The sequence below is a fragment of the Chryseobacterium sp. II3a genome (genome assembly GCF_057815135.1).
In genome coordinates, this window is the sequence record NZ_JBYPZJ010000004.1 from 78,419 (window position 1) to 104,328 (window position 25,910).

Annotated in this window: 18 protein-coding genes; 5 read left to right on the plus strand and 13 right to left on the minus strand. The window is 35.3% G+C overall.

Features of this window, described 5'->3' with window-relative positions:
• Nucleotides 1-46 precede the first annotated feature (46 nt).
• Complete coding sequence (gene rpsB, locus AC3HD6_RS11635; RefSeq protein WP_034692922.1) at nucleotides 47-808, plus strand: 30S ribosomal protein S2; 762 nt, start codon at nucleotides 47-49, stop codon at nucleotides 806-808.
• A gap of 257 nt (nucleotides 809-1,065) precedes the next feature.
• On the opposite strand, the gene AC3HD6_RS11640 is transcribed toward rpsB, so the two are convergent.
• From AC3HD6_RS11640 to tsf, 9 genes are all read right to left on the minus strand, one after another.
• Nucleotides 1,066-1,503, minus strand: a complete 438-nt coding sequence (locus tag AC3HD6_RS11640; RefSeq protein ID WP_488896492.1) for a DUF6759 domain-containing protein — start codon at nucleotides 1,501-1,503, stop codon at nucleotides 1,066-1,068.
• A gap of 6 nt (nucleotides 1,504-1,509) precedes the next feature.
• The gene (locus AC3HD6_RS11645; protein ID WP_488896493.1) at nucleotides 1,510-2,196 is read right to left on the minus strand and encodes a DUF6759 domain-containing protein; all 687 of its coding nucleotides are present in this window, start codon (nucleotides 2,194-2,196) and stop codon (nucleotides 1,510-1,512) included.
• Between the two features lie 21 nt (nucleotides 2,197-2,217).
• Nucleotides 2,218-2,895: a tRNA (guanosine(46)-N7)-methyltransferase TrmB gene (trmB, locus tag AC3HD6_RS11650; protein WP_488896494.1), complete on the minus strand. Its 678-nt coding sequence runs from the start codon at nucleotides 2,893-2,895 to the stop codon at nucleotides 2,218-2,220.
• 100 nt (nucleotides 2,896-2,995) lie between these two features.
• The gene (locus AC3HD6_RS11655) at nucleotides 2,996-3,769 is read right to left on the minus strand and encodes a DUF6759 domain-containing protein (RefSeq protein ID WP_488896495.1); all 774 of its coding nucleotides are present in this window, start codon (nucleotides 3,767-3,769) and stop codon (nucleotides 2,996-2,998) included.
• 248 nt (nucleotides 3,770-4,017) lie between these two features.
• Entirely contained in the window at nucleotides 4,018-4,824 is an 807-nt protein-coding gene (locus tag AC3HD6_RS11660) for a hypothetical protein (protein ID WP_488896496.1), read from the minus strand.
• Between the two features lie 194 nt (nucleotides 4,825-5,018).
• Nucleotides 5,019-8,414, minus strand: coding sequence for a T9SS type B sorting domain-containing protein (locus tag AC3HD6_RS11665; RefSeq protein ID WP_488896497.1), 3,396 nt, complete (start codon nucleotides 8,412-8,414; stop codon nucleotides 5,019-5,021).
• Nucleotides 8,415-8,527: 113 nt separating this feature from the next.
• On the minus strand, nucleotides 8,528-11,386 hold the full coding sequence (locus AC3HD6_RS11670; protein WP_488896498.1) for a T9SS type B sorting domain-containing protein: 2,859 nt from the start codon (nucleotides 11,384-11,386) through the stop codon (nucleotides 8,528-8,530).
• 78 nt (nucleotides 11,387-11,464) lie between these two features.
• Complete coding sequence (locus tag AC3HD6_RS11675) at nucleotides 11,465-14,752, minus strand: T9SS type B sorting domain-containing protein (RefSeq protein WP_488896499.1); 3,288 nt, start codon at nucleotides 14,750-14,752, stop codon at nucleotides 11,465-11,467.
• 250 nt (nucleotides 14,753-15,002) lie between these two features.
• Nucleotides 15,003-15,827 carry a translation elongation factor Ts gene (gene tsf, locus AC3HD6_RS11680; RefSeq protein ID WP_068944942.1) on the minus strand — a complete coding sequence of 275 codons (825 nt, stop codon included), beginning with the start codon at nucleotides 15,825-15,827 and terminating at the stop codon, nucleotides 15,003-15,005.
• A 144-nt stretch (nucleotides 15,828-15,971) separates the two neighbouring features.
• Between tsf and AC3HD6_RS11685 the strand changes: the two genes are divergently transcribed.
• Nucleotides 15,972-16,736, plus strand: coding sequence for a DUF6759 domain-containing protein (locus tag AC3HD6_RS11685; protein WP_488896500.1), 765 nt, complete (start codon nucleotides 15,972-15,974; stop codon nucleotides 16,734-16,736).
• 56 nt (nucleotides 16,737-16,792) lie between these two features.
• Here AC3HD6_RS11685 and AC3HD6_RS11690 read toward each other — a convergent pair whose 3' ends face one another.
• The gene (locus AC3HD6_RS11690) at nucleotides 16,793-17,749 is read right to left on the minus strand and encodes an acetyl-CoA carboxylase carboxyltransferase subunit alpha (protein WP_123857973.1); all 957 of its coding nucleotides are present in this window, start codon (nucleotides 17,747-17,749) and stop codon (nucleotides 16,793-16,795) included.
• Between the two features lie 49 nt (nucleotides 17,750-17,798).
• Nucleotides 17,799-19,307: a glutamate--tRNA ligase gene (gltX, locus tag AC3HD6_RS11695; protein WP_488896501.1), complete on the minus strand. Its 1,509-nt coding sequence runs from the start codon at nucleotides 19,305-19,307 to the stop codon at nucleotides 17,799-17,801.
• 456 nt (nucleotides 19,308-19,763) lie between these two features.
• Between gltX and AC3HD6_RS11700 the strand changes: the two genes are divergently transcribed.
• On the plus strand, nucleotides 19,764-20,528 hold the full coding sequence (locus AC3HD6_RS11700; RefSeq protein WP_488896502.1) for a hypothetical protein: 765 nt from the start codon (nucleotides 19,764-19,766) through the stop codon (nucleotides 20,526-20,528).
• Between the two features lie 116 nt (nucleotides 20,529-20,644).
• Here AC3HD6_RS11700 and AC3HD6_RS11705 read toward each other — a convergent pair whose 3' ends face one another.
• On the minus strand, nucleotides 20,645-21,688 hold the full coding sequence (locus AC3HD6_RS11705; protein ID WP_488896503.1) for a glycosyltransferase: 1,044 nt from the start codon (nucleotides 21,686-21,688) through the stop codon (nucleotides 20,645-20,647).
• Nucleotides 21,689-22,061: 373 nt separating this feature from the next.
• Between AC3HD6_RS11705 and AC3HD6_RS11710 the strand changes: the two genes are divergently transcribed.
• Complete coding sequence (locus AC3HD6_RS11710) at nucleotides 22,062-24,137, plus strand: glycosyltransferase (protein WP_488896504.1); 2,076 nt, start codon at nucleotides 22,062-22,064, stop codon at nucleotides 24,135-24,137.
• Nucleotides 24,138-24,163: 26 nt separating this feature from the next.
• Complete coding sequence (locus AC3HD6_RS11715; RefSeq protein ID WP_488896505.1) at nucleotides 24,164-24,940, plus strand: methyltransferase domain-containing protein; 777 nt, start codon at nucleotides 24,164-24,166, stop codon at nucleotides 24,938-24,940.
• Between the two features lie 16 nt (nucleotides 24,941-24,956).
• On the opposite strand, the gene AC3HD6_RS11720 is transcribed toward AC3HD6_RS11715, so the two are convergent.
• On the minus strand, nucleotides 24,957-25,907 hold the full coding sequence (locus AC3HD6_RS11720) for a glycosyltransferase family 2 protein (protein ID WP_488896506.1): 951 nt from the start codon (nucleotides 25,905-25,907) through the stop codon (nucleotides 24,957-24,959).
• Nucleotides 25,908-25,910: the final 3 nt, after the last annotated feature.

The following is a 25,910-nucleotide window of genomic DNA, read 5'->3' on the forward strand; positions in this document are numbered from 1 at the left end:
GTTGATTGTTTAAAAGACGGAAAGTAAACTAACAAAAACAGAAAACATGGCAAAAGCAAATGTAAAAGACCTTTTAGAGGCTGGCGTACACTTCGGTCACATGACTAGAAAGTGGAACCCAAATATGGCTCCATACATTTTTATGGAGAAGAACGGTATTCACATTGTAGACTTACATAAAACAGCAGTTAAATTAGATGAAGCGTGCAGCGCTTTAGAAAAATTAACTTCTGCAGGTAAAAAAGTTCTTTTCGTAGCTACTAAGAAGCAAGCGAAAGAAGTAGTTGCAAAACACGCTTCTGAACTTAATATGCCTTATATTACAGAAAGATGGCCTGGAGGTATGTTAACGAACTTCGTTACTATCAGAAAGGCGGTAAAGAAGATGAACTCTATCGACAAAATGAAAAAAGACGGTACGTTCGAAACTTTATCTAAAAAAGAAAGATTACAAGTTGACAGACAAAGAGCTAACCTTGAGAAGAACTTAGGTTCTATCGCTGACATGGTGAGACTTCCTTCTGCTGTATTTGTAGTTGACATCTTAAGAGAACACATCGCGGTAACTGAAGCTAAGAAACTTGGTATTCCAGTTTTCGGTATCGTTGATACAAACTCTGACCCTAGAAAAGTTGACTTCGTTATCCCAGGAAACGATGATGCTTCTAAGTCTATTGATATGATCCTTAGCGTAGTTTCTGAATCTATCAAAGAAGGTCAGTCTCAAAGAAAAGCTGATAAAGAAAAATCTAAAGAAGAAGGAGAAAAAGTATCTGCTGATACAGATGCTGATTTCGATGCTGAATAATTAAAGATTTTCTTTAATATAGGAAAAACGCTGGATTTCGATCCAGCGTTTTTTTGTTGGTATACTTGGTTGCATTTTGCAGATAACTTAGATTTAGGAAGTTGTTTTATAATGTCATCCAAGCTTAAATAAGGGCTTTAAATGATGTCTTGATATTTTGTCTAAAAAATGTAATGAAACATCAAAAATTGACTGCCTTTAGAATGTCCTGAAAATAATTTATAATAAAAACCCCACAGTGATCTGTAGGGCCTATTTTAGTTTCTAAGTGTTATAGAATAAGAGGTTGTTATAAACTTATTAGATTGATATCTTGAATTACAAACCATGCCAGATAAACTGTAATTCTGATTTTTAGTGACCATTGTATAGCCCGTTTTACCAGCAGCTATAGGAATCTTTTTAAAGAAGTTATTTCCACTTATTGTTAATACCATATTACAAGGAGAACTATTATTCACTGAGATAGAGGTTTTAGGATTAGCTGGATCATCATTATTAAGAAGGTCATTAAGAACTTCAGCTGTTTCAGGTTTATGAGTCTTCAGCAGCTCATTATATTCTCTCTCTGTATTAGCCGCACTACTACCTCCAGGGTTGCTAGGGTAAGGATTTCTAATTGGATAACCACCATAGTTTACACTACAACTGGTAAGGATCATTGAAATCCCGGTAAGAACTAATAGCTTTTTCATACCTGTTTATTTTTTTGCTTTTCTTTTTTTTAATGGTTTCTCAGGTGAAGCCTTTATTGCTGAGCTCTGCTGGGCTGCAGGCTGGGCAGGGTTATCTATGGTTACAAATATACTTCTTTTTATATCTTTTTGAGAGAAGTATTTCATATCGCAGACATTGCTGTTCAGTGTATAAGAGCCTTTATTAACGATAATGAAGTTTTCTCCGTGAGCAGGAACTGCAAGATTATAATACTCTTTTCCTTCTATCCGGAGTACAATATTACAGTCTGAATTATTCTTGAATAAAAGAATTGATTCTTTTTTTGTAATATCTTCATTAAGCATTGTATTCAGAAGCTGTGCGGTTTTTTCCTTATGCTCTGCTGATGTTTCTGCAATTAGGCGTTTAAATTCCTCTGCTTCGCTAGAATTGGGGTCTTTCATCACGTTTTTCGGAATATCTGCAATAACGGGTCTTGCCTCCATAGGCTTAGCTATACTTGCTCCTTTCGTCCACTCAGAGTTTTTTAATGCAATGAGTTTAGGTTTCAGCACACTCTTTTTAGGATCGTCAGGGTGTGCGGTCTTAAGATATTCTTCAATTTCCTTGATATTTGTGCTTTTTAAAATGTCTTTACTACTTTTCTGCGCGTATGTAAAGCCGGGGGTAAGGAAAGTGAAAAATAAAATCATCAAAAATTTTTTTTTCATCAATAGTGTTTGTTTATTTCATCAGTGAATCCGGAATTTTATATAAGTTATTGTTTTTCCTTTTGCTGAGAATAGTTGTTCATAATACGTTTGGATATCTCTCAAATGCGGTGTATTAGGATCATATTCCGGTGCACCATAGATATCATGATGAGCCGTTATGATTTCATATCCAGCTCCCTGTAAATATCCAAGTGTATATCCGTGCAGGAATTCCGAGTCTGTTTTCAGATGGACAATCCCTCCTGGCTTCAGAAATTTTTTATAACGGGCTAAAAAGTCCGGGTGTGTTAATCTATGTTTTGTTCTTTTGTATTTAATTTGTGGGTCTGGGAAGGTAATCCAGATTTCATCTACTTCATTTTCAGCAAAGAAATGATCTACAAGTTCAATTTGTGATCTTAGAAAAGCAACATTAGTCATCCCGTTTTCCACAGCCTCTTTTGCCCCGAACCAGAATCTTGCCCCTTTAATATCAATCCCGATAAAGTTCTTTTCAGGAAATGTTTTGGCTAATCCCACAGAGTATTCTCCTTTCCCACAGCCTAGTTCCAGGACAATTGGGTTCTCATTTTTAAAGAAATTTTCTCTCCATTTTCCCTTAAGCTCAAAGCCTTCCAAAGCCTCATCTCTTGTAGGTTGAATTACATTTGGTAATATCTTGTTTTCTGCAAATCTTGCTAATTTATTCTTGCCCATTGAGTCATTTATAAAATGAGTGCAAAAATAAGAAAATTTAAAGAGAATTGAGGTCTTTTAAAGCTAAAAGACCTATGGTGAAACTATTATATTGTTTTGATTATTTTGCTGTTGCGCTGCCTAATGCAACCATGATGGGTTTCTGAATGGTTTTTTGTGATGCATATTGCGCACCACATACCAGACTGGTAAAAAGATACTGTCCTTTTTCCACTACAATGGAGTTGTCTTTGTGAGCAGGAACAGCAAGCCTGTACTTTGTAGTTCCCACTCCTTCCATTCTTACGATAATATTACAGTCAGATTGGTTTTGAATAAGAACAATACATTCTTTGGCATTGGGATCATTATCAAATAATGAATTGAGGATCTTAACGGTTTTGTTTTGATGCTCAATGGGGGAAACATTCATCAGCATATTAAATTCTTTTGCTTCTGCATTAGGAATAGCTGCATTGGCGGCTGTGTTTACTACAAAAGTATTTTGTGGAGTACTTGGGGTATAGGTTTCCGTTGATTTTTTGGCTGCAAGTTCTGCCTTGTATTTGGCGATTTGTTTTTGTTTGATAATGGCATTCATTTCATCAAAAGTGATCTTGGTAGAAGGCCGTCTTCTTAATAAAGCCAGCATTTCCTGCATGTCTTTTACTTTTTGATCTTCTGGATGGGCATTTTTGATATATTCCTTCATCATTTCCATAACCCGGGGCTTCAATACTGATCTTCTGGGATCATCAGGATGGGCATCTCTTAGGAATGCATTGATCTCATAGATGTTATTGCTTTTCAGAATTTCGCTGTAATCTTTTCCCTTCTTTTGGGCAGACATACTGAAAAACAAGACCGAGGCAAGAAGTAAAAGTATTTTTTTCATTAATATAATATTAAGTTAAAAATTGGGTACTTTCCTTAATTTGTGTTTGGGTCAATTAGTCTTTTCTAGGATAACGAAATAGTATTGTTTTTATTTTAAACACGTGATCGTGATATAAAAATACGCATATTTATAAATATAAATGAAATGTATTTTATAAAAAATGAATGATTGATAATGAAAACTTAATTTACTATAAAAGAAAAAACCATGTAAAGCTACATGGTTTTTTATATCAATCTGAATTATTATTTTTCGGTCTGTTGAGGAGTTACGACCTCCTGAAGATGTGAATTTTTTAATCTCTTCTGATAAATAGGCATATATTTTTCTATAGGAATTTTGATAGCTTCAAAGTTTCCTGCTAAAACATAAGGCTGTATATTTTCTGAAGTATACACAAATTGTAAAAAGTTATCAATCAGGTTTTCAGGAATCTTGAATTTTGTAAAATAATCTTTCCCTAAATAGTTCTTAATCTGAGTGATCGAAGTATTCATATTCTCGTAAGCCTGATAGCGCTGCTTTTTCTTTCTTTCGCCGGAAAGCATATCATAAATACTTTCAAGACTGAAGGTGAGTCCGCCATCTCTTAATCCGGCAACAGGAAGTTCCGGAGGTGTTCCGTCTCCTTTAGGCTCAGGAAGTCCAATTACTTTTTTAATGGCCAATGCTTTATCCTCTTTTCGGAGAGAGTTTACATCATATCGTAGATTTCCGGTGGGTTTAAACCTGCTCAACACAATTTCCTGAATTTCATAATAGGCTATTTTCAGTTCTACAAAATTCTTCTGCCCAAATAGCTGAGGAGTCATCTTAATATCTTTTCTTTCTGTAACAATGGAGGTAAAACGGATAACATCTCCCGGATTGGCAGGAACATTAAAGTTACCGTTATAATCAGCAAGAACAGTCTTTTGAGTATTAAGGTTGGTAACATATACCTGATTAAGATAAAGGATGGAATTATCCCTTAGAAATACTTCTCCGGAATATATTTGAGCATTGATTTTTGCCAGAAAAATCAGCAGCAACAGAGTAAACAGTTTCTTCATATAATTGGCAAAATTACATAGAAATACAGCAATTTGTGCTTATTTAGATAAGGAATAGTGGTTAAAGTTATATTAAACTTTAGTATTGAATTGTTAATGAATGTTATAAATATATTTTCACATTGAATCTTAAGTGATATGCTAGAATAAAAGGTTGAAAGAATATTACTTTCTTTCAACCTTTTAAATGCTTTTTATCGGTGTCTTACCAGCAGCCAGCTTGAGTATTTTATGGAAACTGTAGATCCAAATTCTGTCCAGCTGATAAAGTACCAATATGTGGCTGTGGGAGTATATCTTCCGCCAACTCTTCCATCCCAGGTAAAACGGTTTTCACGGGTCCCTCTGAAAAGTTCTGCTCCATATCGGTCAAAGATCCTGAAAACAAGATTTTCATTAGACATTAATGCAGAATAGTCTATAGATTCATTCAGTCCGTCTCCATTGGGAGTGATGGTATTAATAAGATTAATAATGGCGAATTCTTTTTTCACTTCACCACACATTTTAGAGTCTCTTACCATCACATAATGTGGCCCTCTTGGTACATTATAGAAAATATTTGAAGTTTGCCATATGACTCCATCCAATGAGTACTCATAAGGTGGATTACCGCCGCTTGCTCCAATTTTTACGGTTGTTCCTTCAATTTCAATGGAAGTGATGATTGGGATTGTGTATTCGGTAACATTCACAGACTGCTTGTAGGTACATCCGTTAGAAGTAAGTTCTACCCAATAATTACCGGCGGGTACATTGGTAATGGAAGGACTGGTCGCTCCGGTACTCCATAAGTATTTATCGAATCCCGGGCCGGCATCTAATGTTGTTGTAGTTTTAGGACAGATGATCTGATCGGCCAGAAGGGGTGATGTTTTAGGAATTTTAATAGTAATTTTAAGGGAAGCCACTTCAGGACATACCCCATTTTTTTCAAAGCGGATGTAGAAAGTCTGTGAGGTTGTAATATTTACAGTGGGAGCTAATGGGCTGACATTGTTTTGTGCATCCGCTAGGCTCCCATGAAAGGTAAAAGTAACATTTGGATCTACTATAAACATCGGAATAAATTGGGAAAGGATTACCGTTTTTACTCCATCAAGGTCATCATCACATACGTTTTCTTCTACAGACTGGCTTGCCAGCTTTATTTTGTCTCCAATACTGAATTTTAAAGGCTTGATAACAGGGACGCATCCATTAGGAGAATCTACTCTGATAAAGATTGTAGTGGTTGTAGTGTAGCTCCAGTTATTGGGAAGTGTATTAGCATTTCCAGCATTTGCATCGGCTAAATTTGAGTAATATCTGACTGTAAAATTATTTGGTGTATTAAGTACAATAGCTGTGATATTAGAAAGATTAATATTTACTGTTCCATCGAAATTATCATCACAGAACACACCATTGTAATTATCTGGAACGATGGCTTTATTAAAAAGAGATAATGTTATCTGGGCAATGCTCTTACATCCTAAAGTGTTTTTAACTACAACATAGATAATAGTACCATCTGCTGCTGAATAAACATTAGGATTGGTAATTTGAGCTGCTGGATTTTCTGTTTGCGCATCTGCCAGGGTCGGATAATAGGTTTTGTTAACCGGAGTGTTCATTGTTACACTGGCTGTTGTAAGGTCAAATGTTCCTTTTCCATTCACATCACAAGCAAATAATACTGAATTTGTAACAACAATAGCTTTAATATTGATATTGACACTTACCGTCTCACAGTCAGGAAAGTCAGGATCATTTCCACAGAAAGTATAGGTAAAGGTATCAGTTCCAGCTGTGCCGGGAGTATTTACAGTATAGGTAATAATTCCGGTAGCAGGGTTTATTACTGCAGTTCCCAGGGTTGGTGGAGTGGTGATGGCTACAGTAGACGGCACAGGAATTTGTGAAGAAGTACTGAAGGTAGGAGTAATTATCTGTGAAGTACATAGATCATATGAGATATTGGTCTGTTTCATACAGTTCACCACTTTATATTGCTCAGTGACTAAAGGAGCGCAACTTCCCATTGTTACAGAACAGGTATAATATCCGGATTGGGTAGGGGTGATAGAAGCATTGTTGGCTCCTGAAATAGGTGTTCCGTTTCTATACCATTGGTAGGTGTCATAGATAATAGGATCTACAGTAAGTTCAATTCCCGGTACGCAGGATCCTCCTGATCTTAAAATTACGGGTTGCGTAGGAAAACCTGCAAAGAAACCTCCATATCCTACCGCATCACTTCCTGCAGTGATTCCCGCTGTAATGGCCTTACTTGAAACAATCGTTAGGGTTCCTGTCACATTAGGAATTCCATAAGTAACCCAATTATTGGTCCCTGTCATATTGTAAGGACCTGTAGAGGCGGGTGGAGTCCCTCCATTTACCGTAACTATTGCCCCTTTTTCTGTGATAAGGTTCAGTTTTGTAGGGATATTGAGGACTCCGGACGGGTTTACATTAGAGTGGACAAAGTTTTCATTGATAAGTCCCAGTTCATTAATTTGTTTAGGAAGATAGCAGTTTAAAGATGGAATAAAATTGAATCCTCCGGTAGCTACTTCATTTCCTGTATTTGAGTCTCCTGCTAAGATCTGATAAACATAGGCGTTCTTGGAAGTTCTAATGTATAAGTTATAATGACCGCCGCCCTGAAGACTGTATTTAGTATCAGGAATTACAAAATATTTTCCTGTATTTAGTGTCGCGATAGGGGTTAATTCATTATTTACATAGATCTGAGTATTGTCTTGTGTAGCAATAATCACAGCCCCTTCCATATTGGCTCCAATACTTCCGTTTCCTTTAACTAGAGCAAATTCACTTCCAAGCCTGTCAACAGGGACAGCCTGATCCATTAAAATATCAGAACTGGTTGGAAAATTCCCGGCGTATTGACCATTGAAGTTTCCATTGGTAACATTAATTGGTTTGTTTGAGGTGATTTTTGCTCCAATAAATCCGTCAAAGTTGCCAGCAATATTTCCAATACCATCAAGAATATAGGATTGCCCTTTGTTTAAAGCTATATTTATGGTAGGATTGGTAGCTCCTGTGGTTCCATTTGAGAACTGTACAAGAGGGCTGTAGCCTGTAATGGTAACAGTAGTATTATCTTCTGTAGCCAGAATACTGGTCATGAAATTAAGAATCTCATTACTTACACTGATAGGTGCTGATGCTGCAAAAAAACTCTTTCCTGTTGAAGGAATTCCTTTAGAAGTAATGATTTCTGCATGATTAAATACTGAAAATCTTAAGTTCGCATAAAACGGAAATTCAGCTTTCAGGTATAATCCTTTTGTAGTGGGCGTAAACAAATCTGTCTGCTGAGTGGTAATAATATAATTTCTTAAGACATCAAATTTCTGCGGATTATTTTTACTGATATTGACCGTCCCGATCAGAACATTATTATTATAGATACTCACCGGAAATGGTGTTGTTCGGCTGGTAGAAAGATAAAGCTTCTGATAAGGAGAGGGAGCCCCTGATCTGTCTATCATTGGAGCAAACCAATGTTCTCTGTCTAATTGTGCATAAGCAGAGGTGAATATGTAAAATATAAATAAAAAAGATAGAATTTTCTTCATTCAGGAATCGTATTTATCACAAATTTAATAATAAAAAACATTGAAGTATTGAAAATGTAATAAAAAAACCACGATTTTAAAATCGTGGTTTTGAAAGTTTTAAATCTGGATGATTATTCTCTGTTTTTTACCATAATCCAGCCAGTGTATTTTATTTCTGTTTTTTCTTTATTAGACTCATTCCAGGAAACATGATACCAGTATGTACCTGTTATCAGTTTTTTGTCGAAGTGTCTTCCGTCCCACTTGTAATTATTGAATTTATTTCCAGTAAATATCATATTTCCATATCTGTCGTACACTACAAAGCTAAGATTGTCTTTGTATGCAAGATCACTATAATCGATATAGTCATTAATGTTATCTCCATTAGGAGTAATCGCATTCAATAAATTTGGAACTGTAACTTCCGCTGAAATAGGAGTACAGTTGTAAGCATCTTTTACATAGAATGTATGCTGGCCTCTGCTTAATCCTGTGAAGGAGTTTGAATCCTGCCAATTCGTAGTTCCGTCAACGGCATATTTGTAAGGAGCTTTACCTCCTGCCACAATTACTGTAGCTGTAGAATTGTTAATTTCAATTTGCTGAATAACAGGATCAACTGCTTTTCTTACTCTTACTACCTGGGTAATGAAACATCCGTTTTTCTCAAGAATCACAGTATATTCACCTACTCCTACACCTCTGATTCCTGAAGAAGTTCCTCCTGTGCTCCATTGGTAAGAATCATAACCAGGTCCTGCATCAAGATCTGTTTTAGCATCAATACAAATATATTTATCTACAAGAATCGGAGACTTTTTAACAGGAAGTGTAATAAGTTCAATTTTTGCAATTGCAGAACATCCTTCCACAGTGGTAAGCTTCACATATACAAATCCTCCTGTTGAAGGATAGTTAGTAGTTGCTGCTGTTGTTATTTCGTTAGTTCCTGCAGTAAGATCTTTTAATGTAGGATAATATTTTTTTGTTGCATTTCCATAGTTTGTAATGTTGGCTTTTGTTAGGTCAAAATAAGCATAAGGTGCTACATCATACCAACAAGCTTTAATTACATCATCCTTTACAGTGAAAGGAACAACCTTAAGGTTAAGGGTAACTTCTTCACAATCCATAAAGTCAGCAGAGTCTCCACAGAATGTATAAACGATTTTATCAGTTCCTTCAAAATTAGGTTTCGGTGTATAGGTAATTGTACCATCTGGATTTATGACCGCTGTTCCATTAGTAGGAGGGGTAAGGATCTTAATTGTACTTTTTACCGGAGTCTGAGTTGAAGAAGAGAATGCTGGCGTAATAATCTTAGTAGAACAAGCCGCTTCTTCTTTAGTACTCTTGATTAGACAGTTAACTACTTTGTAAGGAGCTGTTACAATTGATTGACATGCTCCCATTGTTACTTTTACAGTATAATAACCAGGTTGCGTTGGCGAGTAGCTATAGGCAGTTGCACCGGAAATGGGAGCATCATTAAGAGACCATTGGTAAGTATCATAACCTTCCTCTACTTGCAGAATCAATCCAGGAACACATTCTCCTGATTTTTTAGTAATATATGGCGTTGATGAGAATCCTGCAAAATATCCACCATATCCAGCTGAACTATATCCTCCGTTAATCCCGGCAGTTACTGCTTTATTAGAAACAATAGTAAGGTTTGGAGGGAAGTTCTCTACTGAATAAGTTACCCATTGAGTATTTCCCGTCAACAGGTATGGTCCTTCAGCTGGTGTAGGAGGAACTCCATTTACCGTTACAGTGGCTCCAGCTTCAGTTAATATATTAAGTTTTAGTTTAATAGAGGATGTAGTAATGCCTGGCATTTCATTGATCTTACCAATCTCGTCAATTTTTCTTGGTAAGAAGCAGTTCAATGGTGGTATATAATTAAAACCATTGGTGGCATCACTATCCGTAATCCCAACAAATTGATAAAGGTATATATTTTTGGAGGCAGAAATGAACATATTAGAATGCGCTCCACCACTCTGGGCTGCATAGCTTGTTTCATTGATTCTATACCAACCACCTTCGTTTAGGGTAGCAACGGGTGAACCAGATCCATTGATAAATATTTGCGTGTTGTCTTCAGTGGCAATGATAAGACCTCCTTCCATATTGGAATCTGGTTTGGTAGATCTGGTCTTTACCATGGCAAACGTATTCCCTAATTTATCTACAGGTACAGCCTGGTCAAGAATAGGATCAGAACCATCTAGACTTGCGTTAGGATCGTTAAGAGGTGTTGGGGTTGAAAAGTTACCGTTACAGCTACCATTGGTAAGGGTTACTGGTTTACTTGCTTCAATTTTAGCACCAATGAAGCCTTTGCTATTAGCAGATGCATCCTCTACTTTTCCTGCAAAAATAAAAGATTGTCCTTTATTTAAAACAAAAGAATAGCTTTGAACAGAAAGGTTTCCATTAACGAATTTTAATCCGGGAGTTTTCCAGCTTACGGTAACAGAGGTATTGTCTTCAGTAGCAAGAATTCCTGCTGTAAAATTATCCGTACTGGAACTTGAGTTGGCTTCTGTTCTTGTATTAGGGCTGGTTGCCACATAGAACTTATTACCAATACCTGCTTTTCCTTTACTGGTAATAATTTCCCCATGGGAACCATTTGCAAGTCGTAAACTGCAATAGAAAGGTCTTTCTGCTTTTAAATAAAGTCCTTTTGAACCTACAACAAAAGCATCAGTAACACCATTGGCAGAGATAAGGGTTTCATCCACATCGAATGTTTTGGGGTCCCCTTTAGCAATGGTAACAGTACCGAGCACGATATTGTTGCTAAGTATTTGTACGGCAAAAGGAGTAGTAGAATCGGTAGATAAATACACCTTATTTTGGAAACCTCCAACAGGGTTCGTATAATAAGGTGCTATCCAGTGTTCGGTATCCCTTTGCGCGAAGAGAGTATTAATTGTAAAAAAAATTAATACCAAACTGAGTAGAAATCTTTTCATGTGTATGGAATTAGGATTTCTACAAAATTAAAATAAAAATTCAAATACTTTTAATAAAATGTAAATAAAAGTTGAAAATTATTCCCGATTTTTAATTAAAAGCCATCCTGAATATGAAACTGGTAATTGCGTGTCTGGTTCAATCCATTTTATAACATACCAATAAGTTCCTGTAGGAAGATTTCTTCCATTTGATTTTCCATCCCAGATATAATTTTTGTCAGAAGACTTATACATGGGATTTCCATATCGATCCGAAACTTCTATTGATACATTTTGCTTTATTCCCAGCTCTGAATAATTCAGCGTATCATTAATGCCATCTCCATTGGGGGTAATCGTATTGATAATATTAACAATCAGAAAGTTTTTAGTGACATGACGGCATCCGTCTGAGCCCAGCACATAAACCGTATGAGTACCTCTTGATAATCCATTGAAAACATTAGAAGATTGATAATCAATACCATTCAATGAATACCTGTAAGGAGGTGTTCCACCTGTTACATAAACAGTAGCTGTAGTACTGGACACCTCTATTTTTGAAATGACAGGAGATTGGGCGGTAGTAACTTTAACGTGCTGACGGTATATACACCCGTTAAATCCAAGATCTACATAATAATTACCGGCAGAAGCGCTGATGCTTTGGGTAGTGGCACCATTGCTCCATAAATAAGATGTAAATCCAGATCCTGCATCTAAAAGGATTTTTTCATTGGAACAGATCACCTGATCCTGTAGGGTTGCTGATTTTTTAGGTGTTTTTAAAGTAAGTTTTAAAACGCCTGTATTAGCACATTCTGTAGTATTTTGGAATCTTATGTAGAAAATACCTCCTGTAGAGGTAATAACCTGTGATGCTGAGATTGGATTAGTTCCTGTCTGGGCATCAGTTGCGGAAGTATAGAATGATAAAATAACATTCGGATCAATGGTGAATAACCCTTTATAATCATTCAGGTTAACGGGTTCTGAACCATTAATATCATTATCACAGATATCAGCTTTAGCGTTATCCGTAATCAAAGAAACTTTATTCCCTAAGGTAAAATTAATTTGACCTAAGACTGCCGGACAGTTGCCTGTATTTCCTGTTGCTCTTACATATACCGTAGTATTTGTTGTATAGGACCAGTTTACAGGAAGGGTATTGCTGTTTCCGGCAATAGCATCAGCCTGATTAAGGTAATAATTTACTGTAAAATTAGCTGAATTAGCCACAATCTGTGGAGTAACATTGTTAAAGTTGATATGAACACTTCCATCGAGATCACTTCCACAGCTGTTCGCATTGAAGTTGGTGGTGTTGATAACAGGGATTGGAAATGTATTTAAAGTAATGGTTGCTACTTTAGAACATCCATAAGACGTTACATTGGCATATACTGTTCCTGCAGGCCCGATATAATTTGCAGGATTGGCAATAGGTCCGGTTAAGTTAGCATTAGTAAAGTAATCTACTGTAATTCCTGGAATTGAAGTAATGCTGGCTGCTTTCAGGTTGTACGTGCCATCTCCATTGGATGCTGCACAAGAAAATAGAACATCATTAGCTACTTTTAAAACATGTGCATTCACTACAATTTTAAAATACTCAAAGGCAGCAGGGGTTCCATCTCCCTGAATATAATAAGTGAAGGTATCTGTGAAATCTGCAGTCATACCTGGATTAGGAGTATAAGTGATTTGCCCGGTTGTAGGATTAATTGCAACTGTTCCATTAGTGGGCTGTGCCACAATACTGGTATTGGCAGGAACCACAGTTTGAGTTGAATGGGTAAACGCCGGAGTAATTACCTGGGTATTACATGAACCAATATGATAAGTTGTGGTTGTAATAGGAGGACATGCTGTATAGTCATATTCCGCAGTAAGTCTTGTTTCGCAGTTATCTTTAGTGATTTTGCAGGTATAGATTCCCGAACCATAGGAGTCCGGATCGAGAGTAAAGGTGGTAGCTCCTATGATTTCAGTCCCGTTAAAGTACCATTTATAATCGTCATAACCAGGTTCCACCTGTAGATGAATTCCATTATAGCAGTCTCCCGTTTTAGTAATTACTGGGATAGAAGAAAAGCCAGCAAAATATCCACCATATCCTACAGCTCCGTTTCCGGCTGCAATCCCAGCAGTAACAGGTTTTGTTGATTTCACTGTAATATTTCCTGATACACTTGGGATAGAGTAGGTCACCCAATTCGGATTTCCATCTACAGGTGCAGGTCCGTTGGCCGTAACCGGATTTCCGTTAACTGTTACTATTGCTCCTGTTTGGGTGATGATATTGAGTCTTGCATTAAAGTAATCTGTCCCTATTTCATTAATACGTCCTATCTCATTGATCTCTGTAGGTAAAAAGCAGCTTAAAGGCGGGATAAAGTTCATTCCTCCTGTAGCATAAATATTTCCAGAGGAAGTTCCGGCAAGGAGCTGATATACATAAACGTTATTGTTTGCAGAAATACTCATGTTAAAGTTTCCGTTAACCTGGCTGGTGTAATAAGTTCCTTGTACCAAATAATGATCTCCTGCATTAAGGGTAATACTGTTAAGAAGATTTCCGTTTACTGTAAGTTTGGTATTGTCTACTGTGGCAATAACTAAAGCCGCTTCCATCCCTGAATTCGAAGGTCCGTTTCCTTTTACCATGATAAAATCTTTTCCTAATCTTTCAACAGGAACAGCCTGATCCATCAATACATCAACATTGGTACTATTCTTAGTGGTATAGATACTGTTAAAGTTTCCATTGGTTACAGAGATAGGTTTGTCAGCAACAATTTTAGCACCTACCAGCCCTTTTAAGTTGTTAGGATTCAGATTGCTCTGTGCTTCAATAATATATGATTTCCCTTTATTAAGGATAAAAGTTCTTGAGGGAGCTGATATTAAATCGGAGAAAACTACATTCTGGTTATATCCGGATAAGGTTACCGTAGTATTATCTTCTGTCGCGATAATCCCAATAGTAGCGTTTACATATGGCTTGGCTGTTGTATTGGGTGCAACTCCTGTAAAAAAGGTTTTTCCAAGACCGGCTAAGCCTTTTGAAGTAATAAACTCTGCCTGATCCTGAACAGCAAACCTGTAACTGGCAAAAAATTTCTTACTCCCCTTCACATGCAGCCCCATAGATACAGATTTAAACAGATTGGATGCGGTAGAAGCAATCATCATATTATTGGAAATAGCCTGTGCCACAGGATTTCCTTTGCTGAGTTGTACTGTGGCAATTACACTGTTGTTATTAAAGATCTGTACTGTAAAAGGTACTGTTTCATTAGTAGACAGGTACAGATAGCCTTTGGGATTGCCTTGAAGACTGCTTGCAGACATAGGGGCAAACCAGTGTTCTGTGTCCAATTGGGCATTTACTAATAAACAAAAAAAAGTGCAAAAAGCGAGTAGAAATTTTTTCATGCGTTACTATAAGGGCCGCAAATTTAAGTATTAATACTCACAATTTTATATAAAAAAAACTTGGAATCTTGATTTGCTTTAGAATTGTTGAATAGTTAAAATTTGCTTCATTTTGCGTTCATATTCATTAAGGTAATCCATAAAAAAATCCCGGTGAGATTTTCACCGGGATTATATATTTTTAAAAGCTGGATTATAGGCTTACTCTGATAAATCCTGTTACTTTTAGATCTGCGTTTACAGATTTTACATAGTCAGCAACTGAGATACTAGAATCCTTGATGAAATCTTGGTGTACCAAAGTGTTGTCTTTGTAGAATCTCTGCATTTTACCTTTCAAGATATTGTCGATGATGTTTGCAGGCTTACCTTCTTCAGTAAGTTTGTGTCTTTCGATCTCTAATTCTTTGTCGATAGTTTCCTGAGAAACTTTAGTTTCGTCAAGAGCGATTGGGTTCATCGCAGCAGCTTGCATAGAAACAGATTTAGCAACTTCGTCAGCTCCGTCTACTTTTGCAGAAAGAGAAGTGATTGCAGCAATTTTGTTTCCAGCGTGGATGTAAGCTCCTAGGAATGGACCTTCAATTCTTTCGAATGTACCGATTTCGATTTTTTCACCAATAACACCTGTCTGCTCGATTAATTTCTCAGCAACAGTCATTCCGTGGAAATCTGTAGCTAATAATTCTTCTTTAGTAGCAGCGAAGATTGCCATTTCAGCTAATTCGTAAGCTAGCTCGATGAAAGCTTCGTTTTTACCCACGAAGTCAGTCTCACAGTTTAAAGAGATAATAGCACCTAAAGTGTTATCTTCATTTACTCTTGCGATTACAGCTCCTTCAGTAGATTCTCTGTCAGCTCTGTTAGCAGCAACTTTTTGTCCTTTTTTTCTAAGGATATCTACCGCTTTTTCGAAGTCTCCTTCAGCTTCAACTAGAGCTTTTTTGCAGTCCATCATACCTGCACCTGTTTGGTTTCTTAATTTAGCTACGTCTGCAGCAACTGGTGTATAAGACATAATATCTATTATTTTTTTATTTAAGATTAGTATTAATTTTTAGCTTATTTTTAGAGCAGTGCAAAGATAATGATTTTAATGATAAACTAAAAAATGACTTTTCACGTTATTAATATATTTAATACTATTTTAAAGATTTGATTAATGAAAAAAATCTTCCTCCTCCTTTTTGTATGCATTTTTGCGCTTGGTTTTTCTCAAAAAAAGAAAAAAACAAAATCTAAGGCTGTAGTGGAAAAAGAAACCGTAATTATTTATACGGAACAAGAGGCAGAGTCCTCAAAAGAGGCAAGGGTGATCGCTGGTTTTATTAAGCAGAATCCTGGGCATGCAAAAAACGATTTCTTCAAAAAAAGACTCATGGATATTATTATGGCAGATAATTCTCCTGAAGCAAAACCTACTATAAAGCCAATCAGCAAAGAAAAAATAGAAAATATTGTTAAAAATAATGAGCTGAATAGTGGAAAGGTGATGGCTGCCAATAAAGCATCCGTAGAAAAGAACACCAAAAATACTGATAAAGTAAATAATGCAATCAATGCATTGAAAGAAGAAAGATTGGCAAGTTATGCTTCTGCAGGCACTGCAAAAAGTGCGGGCTCTTCGGTAAAATCTGAGCCCAGTGAAGCCAATAAAAAAACAGCAGCCATGCTGACGCATCTTTTTAATAATGATATTAATAAAAATGAGGCATATGTGAATATTAAAAACAGGTCAAGCTGCAACCTGATCGTAAAAATAAATGGTAAAAAATATTATAATTTAAGTGTTCCTGCCAGAGGAGAAAACTTTATTTTGATTGATAAAGGAGAATATGTACTAACGACAATGGTGTGTGACGCCAAATATTCTTCACTAAAGAAAATTACTCAGGATATAGAGATTGCACTCAATGTCGCTGATTAATCAGGAAGAAAACTAAAGTAAAAAAGGTTAAGAAATATTTTCTTAACCTTTTCTATTTATCCTTTAAACTGACCCATCGCAATGAATTTATCCTGTCTCTGGGTTTCAAGCTCCTGTCCTGTAAATTTGGAGAAAGCTTTGATATTTTGTAATATAGAATTTTTCAAGTTCAGATAAGTTGTCTCCTGATCATAATGAGCACCACCAAGTGGTTCCTCAATAATTCCGTCAATGAACTTTTCTCTTAGAGCATCCTGTGGAGTAAGGTTTAATGCATTAGCTGCATCTTCCTTGTGATCCCAGTTTCTCCATAAGATAGAAGAGCAGCTTTCTGGTGCAATTACAGTATACCATGTGTTTTCTAACATATATACTTTGTTACCTACACCTATTCCTAATGCTCCACCACTAGCTCCTTCTCCAATAATATAAGTGAAGATCGGAGTTTTCAGCTGAACCATTTCAAAAATATTTCTTGCAATAGCTTCCCCTTGTCCTCTTTCTTCAGCTTCTAATCCTGGATAAGCTCCCGGTGTATCTACTAAAGTCACTACAGGAATGTTGAATTTCTCAGCAAGCTTCATTAGTCTTAAAGCTTTTCTGTATCCTTCAGGATTTGGCATCCCGAATCTTCTGTGCTGTCTTTCCTTAGTCGTTCTTCCTTTTTGAGTCCCTATGATCATTACTCTCTGACCATCCAGGGTCATCAATCCTCCAATCATTGCCGGGTCATCAGCGAAATTTCTGTCTCCGTGAAGTTCTAAGAAACTGCCTTTGTCTGCCATTCCGTGAATATAGTCCAAAGTATAAGGACGATCTGGGTGACGGGACAGTTGTACTCTTTGCCAAGGTGTAAGATTGCTATAGATTTCTTTTTTCTTTTCTAAAATCTTATCCTCAATCTGGCTGCATGCTAATTTTACATCAACACCACTTTCTTCTCCTACTAAAGAACACGTCTGGTATTGGTCCATCAATTCTTTGATAGGAAGTTCGAAACTTAAATATTCCATTTCTTGAAGTAAATTAAATCTTTCAAATGTATGAAAAATTATGGTAATTCTATTTAAAATTATTTATAGCATTGCTTATTCTGTCGATACTTTCCTCTTTTCCAATGATTTCCAGAATGTCAGGAACATCTGGTCCTTTCAATTCTCCTACTAAAGACAAACGCAGTGGCATCATTACTTTACCCATCCCTAAACCTTTGTTTTCTGCGAAATCATGCATAGTTTGCTTTAATATTTCTGCAGTAAAGTCTGTAGAGGCAAATAGAGTAGCTAATTCTCCTAAAATAGCCGAAGTTTCATCATTCCATGCTTTTTTCGAAGCTTTTTCATCGTAAGATGTTGGTGCTTCAAAGAAAAACTTTCCGTTTTCATAAATGTCTTTCGGGAAAGTAGCTCTTTCTTTCATCAGAGGAATTACTTTTAGCAGCTTTTCATCTGAAGCATGAGAAAGATCTAGTCCGGAATTTTTAATCATCTCAAGAAGCTCGGCATCTGATTTCATCTGAAGATACTGATGGTTAAACCATTCTGATTTTTCTTTGCTGAATCTTGCTCCTGCCTTATGTACTTTATGAAGATCAAATTCCTTGATCATTTCATCCAGAGGAAGAATTTCTTTATCATCTGCAGGAGACCATCCTAGTAAAGCCACCATATTGATGAAAGCATCAGGAAGATATCCGTTTTCTCTGTATCCTTTAGAAACAACACCGGTTGCAGGATCTTTGAAATCAAGCGGGAATACCGGGAATCCGAATTTATCACCATCTCTTTTACTCAGTTTTCCTTTTCCTTCAGGCTTCAAGATTAAAGAAAGGTGAGCAAACTGTGGTGCTTCCCAGCCCATTGCTTCATATAATAAAGTATGTAATCCTAAAGATGGCAGCCATTCTTCACCACGGATTACGTGAGAAATCTCCATTTCGTGGTCATCAATGATGTTCGCGAAGTGGTATGTTGGCATTCCATCATTTTTTACCAGAACTTTATCATCTAACGTATTCGTATTTACAGATGACTTCCCTCTGATGATATCTTCAAGATTCAAGACTCTGTCTACAGGCATTTTGAATCTTACCACATAAGGTGTTTTTTCATCCAGTAATTGCTGAACTTCCTCCTCAGAAAGGGCAAGACTGTTTCTTAAACGGTTTCTGGTTTTATTATCATAAGAGAAAACATCACCTCTTGCTTCATATTCTGCACGAACAGCGTCCAGCTCTTCCGCAGTATCGAAAGCGATGTAAGCATAATCTGTTTTTAAGATCTGCTCTGTGTATCTGTCATAGATATCTCTTCTTTCAGATTGTCTGTAAGGGGCAAATTTTCCTCCTTTCTTAGGACTTTCATCAGGGATGATTCCACACCATTCTAAAGCTTCTTCAATGTATTCTTCAGCACCTTCTACATATCTTGCGGTATCTGTATCTTCAATTCTCAACACAAATTCTCCCCCTTGATTTTTAGCAAAAAGGTAATCATATAATGCGGTTCTTACGCCTCCCAAGTGTAAAGGTCCTGTAGGACTTGGAGCAAAACGTACTCTTACTTTCTCCATTTCAATTTTAATTTTTGCAAATTTACTTAAAATTATGTGTTTAGGAGATGATTTCTGAATGTGTATTTTCCGATTTTTATATTTAAACCTGTTGTGCATTTAGTATAAATTGATTTTTATTTTCTAAATCAGAAGTTTTGGGCTTCAAATTGATTTACCGGATTTGATATGACTGCAATTTTTTGTCAATTTTTTTCTAATGAATAATAGGTATGTTAAAAATAAATTTCTGAGTTAAACTTCAATTATATTGTCGAAATAAACCAGGAGTTAATGCTTTTTTGTGGAAATTTCATTAAAGTAGAGAAAATAAATTCGTTAATATTTTGTATTGAGAAAACGAAAAGCTCTTGCCATTGAATTTTTGTTAGCCGAGCGAGAGACTTTTGGAAGGTAGATAATAGAAAAATGATTTTTATTATTTATCTTTATATATTAAAATATATCAATTAAATTATGAGAAAAAATTTATTTGTAATGTTTGGTCTATTTGCAAGTATTTGCATGATGGCCCAAAGTTTTACACGAGGTACTAATTTGATAAAAGATAGAAGGTATGAATCTCAGAATGGACAGTATTTTCTGACTTTTCAAAATGATGGAAATTTGGTGGTTTACAATCGTAGGAACCAACCGAAATGGGATTCTAAAACACAAGGAGAGGGTGCGAGAGCAGTTTTTCAGGATGATGGCAATCTTGTAGTTTATAATTTCTCGGGAAATGCTGTATTTAGTACAAATACAGTTAATAAAAATGCAACCAGCCTTGAAATGCAGGACGACGGTAACCTGGTAATTTATAACAGAAGAAGAAATGCATTATGGTCTTCTAATGATAATTCTAATGGAAATTCTAATTGGAATTCAGACAATACCGGAAGTTATAGTAGAGGTAATATTTACAAAGGATTTAGATTTGTAAAAGGCAAAAAAATATTTTCTGAAAATAATAACTATTACTTAATCTTCCAAACAGATGGCAATTTAGTAATGTATAGTAATGGATTTAAAAATGATATCTGGTCTAGTGCAACAGCCGGAAGAGGAAAAAGTGCTATTTTTCAGGACGATGGAAATCTGGTAGTTTATGACTCTTCAAATAGACCTGTATACAGTACTGGGGTAAGTTCTTCAAATATTGATAGACTTTCAGTTCAGAATGATGGTAATATTGTGATATACAATAATGATGGAAGTATAGTCTGGGCAAATAAAAAATAAATATAGAAAATAGACTGACCGAAAGGTTAGTCTATTTTTTTGTTTGAACTTTATTGGAGTTTGATGAATATTTTATTTCACAGGTTTTACTTTTTACAAAAACTAATTTTGTAACCTTATGAAATTATCTTTTCCCATATATTGATCCAATCTTTTGTTTCATTTTCTAGGGAATAGTTTTCTAAAACAAATTGTGATGCTATTTTACCCTTTTCAAAAAAGAGTTCTGAATTCGTATTATATTCTAAAGCGTAATGTTCTAATTTCTCAACGAAATCAATAATATTACCTTCCTCAATGAGGCAAGAAAATTCTTCTTTGAAATATTCTTTTCCCCCTTGCCCGGAATATCCAATTACAAAACACCCGCAAGACATTGCTTCTACAGGAGGAAGTCCAAAACCTTCTCTATGGTTGAAACTTAAGAAAAAAACAGATTCTTTTAAATGTTGTGCAACTTCTTTTTCATCCATATTATCAATTGGAAAAAACTCCCAATCATTCAATTTTTTGCGTGCTTTTATAATGTTAATAATCTGCAAAGAATCCTCAGAAAGTTTCCTTGGCATAAAAGCAATTTTTCGCTTTTTTTTATTGCCAAAATTAAAGACTTGAGTATCAATTCCTAAACGTGCTTTATATAAATTATGAGAAGGAAAAACAAGATCAAAGTACTCTTTCGCATTTTCTGATGCTACAATAGTTCCCATACAGTTTTTATTTAAATAAGGATTCTCCTCACTATAATCATATCCGTAACCCTGAAAAGTATAATAACAATTTTGATTAAGGATTACATACTGATGATTGGGAATGGTTTTATGAAATGATTTTCCATATATTTCCGGAAAAACAAATAGTGCATCTTTCTCTATTTGGGGTGAAAAAAAACGGTGAAAGAAAATTTTTAATTTTTCGTATAAACTGTTTTTATGATTTTTAGAGCTACTGCTGTTTTCAATATTCTTAATAAGCTCATAATTATAAGAAATCTTTGTAAATGGATACCAAATATTAACTTTTTTCTTATTTTTCTTGAGCAAGACAGCAGCATTATAACCGTGATTGTTTAGAATATTTACATATTTGTAGATTTGCTTTATACCCCCAAACGGCACTGAAACTGACGGGCATACAAAATATATTTTTCTTTCTTTCATAATAATATGAATACTTTTTTTGAACTAATCTGTTGGTAATTCTTTTTATAAAGACCTGCCTGGGTAAAGAAACGATCTCTGTTTAATAATTTGTATTCTCACTTTTTTCGTTTATCATTTGTATTTCTTAGACATAAAAAAACAGTTTTGTAATGCATTATAGAACTCTTGAGCTAACACAACTTCAAACTATATTTTTACAAGATTGATATCTTATAACACTTCTATTAACATCATCATAATATACTTAACAGAAGTGAAAATATGGATAATCACAGGGTAAAGATAACAGACTTATTACTATCATAATTTGTAATAAATGCTTAATTTCGTTTCCTTAATTGGTTAGATCCGACAAAATAATAAATTTAAAATGGGAATTAAAAGATTTTTCAAAAATAAAATAAAAGACTACAAATTCATAAAAAATAAAAGGAAAATCGAAATTAATCATTTTGATCTTGATTTCTTTAAAAGCTATGAATTCAAATTAAATACCGATTCCCATACACCTCAGGTTTCTATTATTATTCCTGTTTATAATCAGATCAGATATACCCTTAACTGTCTTTATACCATTGAGCAACATGATCTGAATGTTTCCAGAGAAATTATCATTATCAATGACAATAGCTCAGATGAGACTTTGGAATACCTGAACAAAATCAAGGGAATTACAATTATTAATAATGCTGAAAACCTTGGTTTTTTAAGAAATGTCAATAAAGGGATTCAGACAGCGAAAGGTGAATATATATACCTGCTGAATAATGATACGGAAGTTCAGGAGAATTATTTAAGCTCACTTCTTGAGGTTTTTGAAACCAAAGAGAAGGTAGGAGCTGTAGGATCAAAAATGATTTTCGGGGATAATACGCTTCAAGAAGCCGGCTGTCTTATATTCAAAGACTGTGAAATTGTAAATCTTGGACGATTCAGTTCTATTGATGACCCATCATTCAATTTTTTAAGAAAAGTGGATTATTGCTCAGGATGCAGCCTGTTATTTAAAAGACTTGACATCCATGGGAATTTAAACTTCCTGGATGAAGAATTCTTGCCTGCTTATTATGAAGAAACCGATTTCTGTCAGCGACTGAAATACGTGCAGAATTTGGATATCTATTATCAGCCGAAATCTGAGATTCTTCATTTTGAAAATATCAGCTATACAGGGAAAAACTCCAATAAAGAACAATTACTAGAAAAAAATGCCAAAAAATTTAAAGACCGCTGGAATTCCAGATTTGAAAGCGAGAAATGGTTGAAGATCGATCAAAAACAACAACTTAATGTCTATAAGAATTTCCAGCAGCCTACGATTCTTTTCCTTGAGGAATCTATGCCTAAGTATGATCAGGATAGTGGTTCAAGAAGGCTGGATGAAATTTTCAAAATCCTTATTGCCAACAACCATAAAATATTGTTGGGGATTCCTGCATTTAATGAAACAGACAAGAAATATATAGAATATTGTGAGTCTCTTGGGATTCAAGTATTTCAGGACTTTGTGACACCTAAAAATAAAATTGTCAAGATCAATGATCAGATTATTGAAAAACTTCCATTGGTTGATTTAATCTGGATTTTCAGACCGAACGGGTTTAAAAACTGGTATAAAGTTCTTAAAAGTCATATCACCAGACAAAAACTGATCTATGATATGGTAGATCTTCATTATTTAAGGGTTGAAAGGGAAAAAGAATATATGCCGACCACACCGAAAATGGAGAGAAAAAATCAGAAGACCAGGGAGCTTGAATATTCAGCGATGCAGACTTCTGATGCAGTGGCCGCCATCAGTGATGTAGAAAAAGGAATTGTTTCCCAGAATGGAATCGATATTAAAAAAGTGCATGTGGTAAGTAATTTCCATACACTGGATCAAGTTAATAAAAATGGATTTTCAGACCGAGAGGGGTTGTTATTTATCGGAGGTTTCAGGCATCTTCCCAATCTTGATGCATTAAAATTCCTTGTAGATGATATCATGCCGCTGGTCTGGGAAAAAAATGATTCTATTTTTGTGAATGTTATTGGCCCTGAACTGTCGGAAGAACTTACCCGTAAATACAGTTCAGATAAAGTAAGAATTCTTGGATACCAGGAAACAGTTGATGAGTGGTTTGAGTCCTCCAGGGTTTTTGTAGCACCATTACGATACGGAGCCGGAGTAAAAGGAAAAATAGGACAGGCTCTGGAATATGAACTCCCAATTGTCACTACACCCATAGGAGTAGAGGGGATGAACCTTCAACACGGTATTCATGCGCTGGTAAGTGATATCAGTGATGCACAGGCTTTCGCCGATCATATTCTCGAATTGTATTCCAATGAAGAAATGTGGAATACATTAAAAGAGAATTCAAAGAAGGCTTTATATCCCTTTTCAAGAGAAGTACAGGGAAAAAATGTGCTTAATTTAATCTCATTGCTGTATAAGAAATAAAGTTACTTGCCTAAGTTTGAATAATCATGATAAATTATATAGAAAAACAATTAACTAGAATAGGTTTCAGTTTTATATTTTGTAATGTTTGTGGAAGCATTAGAAAAATCAAAATACGAACGAATAATCTAAGAGAAGATGCCACATGCAAAAAGTGTAATTCCATTTCCAGAAAAAGACATTTGTCTAAGATTATTTTAGAGCTAATAAATAGAAAAAATAATACTTCGTATAGCAGTCTTAGGAAAATAAGTAAAGATTCAGGATTGAGAATTTATAATGTTGAATCCAATGGAGCCCTACATCATTACCTTAAACATATTGATCATTATATTTGTAGTGAATATTTTGGACCTTATGAAACACATGGTAAAGAAAAGAATGGAATTTTAAATGTAGATTTAATGAATATTCCATTTGAAGATAATACATTGGATCTTGTTGTATCAACTGAAGTTTTTGAACATATTCCTGATCCTTATAAAGCTTTTCATGAAGTACACAGAGTTTTAAAAAAAGGAGGCTCACATGTTTTTACAGTACCTTATTATGAGAATACAGAAAAAGATGAGGTGAGGGCATTTTTAGATGATAACAATAACATTGTTTATACCATGGAGCCTGAATATCACGGAGATCCAATAAGAAGTGATGAAGGGATTCTGGTATACACTATTTTTGCAGAAGAAATGCAGAAGAAGCTAGAGCTTATAGGGTTTAAAGTAGCTCTCAACAGAGAACGAAATCTCATAAACGGAATTTTAGGAGATAATAATATTGTTTTTATTACAACAAAGCTATAAAAGTAAAAAGGAGACGTTAGAGTCTCCTTTTATTTTTTAAATCGGTAAGAAACAAAATGGCTGATCTTACGGGAAACTGATTCTTCATTAATTGTACTTTCTCCGTATAGATACTTTCAATTTCCTTCATGTTATTTTGTATCATTTGATGATGATGAGGCTGGGTCTTTAGGTACAGCTGATTTTTTTTATAACTGCTGCTTAAGCGTTTTATATATTTGGAAAGACCTTTAAAATCCTGAACAAGACCAAATGTTCTTTTAAGAAACAGGAGAGACTCATCATTCCTTTCAAAAAACACGCCGCCAATCTGCTGATTTTCATGAATCCTGTAGTAAAAGAGTTTTTCGTCCAACATGACAAAAGAATCTTTCTGGGCTGCGATGAAGGCGATCCATTCATCATGATGAAGACCTTCAGAGTCCGGAATGGGCATTATTTCCTTTAAAAAAGACTTTCTTAAAGACATTGATGCTCCTGTTGCAATATTGGTTACTTTAGAAAGAGTTTCCTTTATACTGAAGTTTTTATCAGTTGATTTTGCAATAGCAGGAAGATCCCAGAAAGAATACATTTCTCTGCTTTCGCCTTTTTCGTTAATGTAATACCCATTTGTGGCAATGACATTAATGTCTGGATGTGCTTCGAAATAATGCAGATGTGTTTCCACTTTATTCTCTACCCATTGGTCGTCCTGATCGCTGAGAAAAATAATATCATGGCTGCATAATGAAATAGCTTTTTCAAAATTTTTTACACTCCGAAGATTATTTTCATTAGTGTGGATTTTGAAAATGCTGGGGTATTGCTCCCGGTAAGAATTTAAAATAGAAATAGTAGAATCGGTAGAGCCGTCATCACATATAATAATTTCATCTATTGGAACCGTTTGGTGCAAAATAGAATCGAGCTGGTATTTTATATATTTTTCTCCGTTGTAGGTACAAAGAGCAACTGAGGTTTTCATGGA

Coding starts and splice junctions, on each gene's coding strand:
- rpsB (WP_034692922.1), top strand. CDS start 47: ATGGCAAAAGCAAATGTAAAAGACCTTTTAGAGGCTGGCGTACACTTC.
- AC3HD6_RS11640 (WP_488896492.1), bottom strand. CDS start 1,503: ATGAAAAAGCTATTAGTTCTTACCGGGATTTCAATGATCCTTACCAGT.
- AC3HD6_RS11645 (WP_488896493.1), bottom strand. CDS start 2,196: ATGAAAAAAAAATTTTTGATGATTTTATTTTTCACTTTCCTTACCCCC.
- trmB (WP_488896494.1), bottom strand. CDS start 2,895: ATGGGCAAGAATAAATTAGCAAGATTTGCAGAAAACAAGATATTACCA.
- AC3HD6_RS11655 (WP_488896495.1), bottom strand. CDS start 3,769: ATGAAAAAAATACTTTTACTTCTTGCCTCGGTCTTGTTTTTCAGTATG.
- AC3HD6_RS11660 (WP_488896496.1), bottom strand. CDS start 4,824: ATGAAGAAACTGTTTACTCTGTTGCTGCTGATTTTTCTGGCAAAAATC.
- AC3HD6_RS11665 (WP_488896497.1), bottom strand. CDS start 8,414: ATGAAGAAAATTCTATCTTTTTTATTTATATTTTACATATTCACCTCT.
- AC3HD6_RS11670 (WP_488896498.1), bottom strand. CDS start 11,386: ATGAAAAGATTTCTACTCAGTTTGGTATTAATTTTTTTTACAATTAAT.
- tsf (WP_068944942.1), bottom strand. CDS start 15,827: ATGTCTTATACACCAGTTGCTGCAGACGTAGCTAAATTAAGAAACCAA.
- AC3HD6_RS11685 (WP_488896500.1), top strand. CDS start 15,972: ATGAAAAAAATCTTCCTCCTCCTTTTTGTATGCATTTTTGCGCTTGGT.
- AC3HD6_RS11690 (WP_123857973.1), bottom strand. CDS start 17,749: ATGGAATATTTAAGTTTCGAACTTCCTATCAAAGAATTGATGGACCAA.
- gltX (WP_488896501.1), bottom strand. CDS start 19,307: ATGGAGAAAGTAAGAGTACGTTTTGCTCCAAGTCCTACAGGACCTTTA.
- AC3HD6_RS11700 (WP_488896502.1), top strand. CDS start 19,764: ATGAGAAAAAATTTATTTGTAATGTTTGGTCTATTTGCAAGTATTTGC.
- AC3HD6_RS11705 (WP_488896503.1), bottom strand. CDS start 21,688: ATGAAAGAAAGAAAAATATATTTTGTATGCCCGTCAGTTTCAGTGCCG.
- AC3HD6_RS11710 (WP_488896504.1), top strand. CDS start 22,062: ATGGGAATTAAAAGATTTTTCAAAAATAAAATAAAAGACTACAAATTC.
- AC3HD6_RS11715 (WP_488896505.1), top strand. CDS start 24,164: ATGATAAATTATATAGAAAAACAATTAACTAGAATAGGTTTCAGTTTT.
- AC3HD6_RS11720 (WP_488896506.1), bottom strand. CDS start 25,907: ATGAAAACCTCAGTTGCTCTTTGTACCTACAACGGAGAAAAATATATA.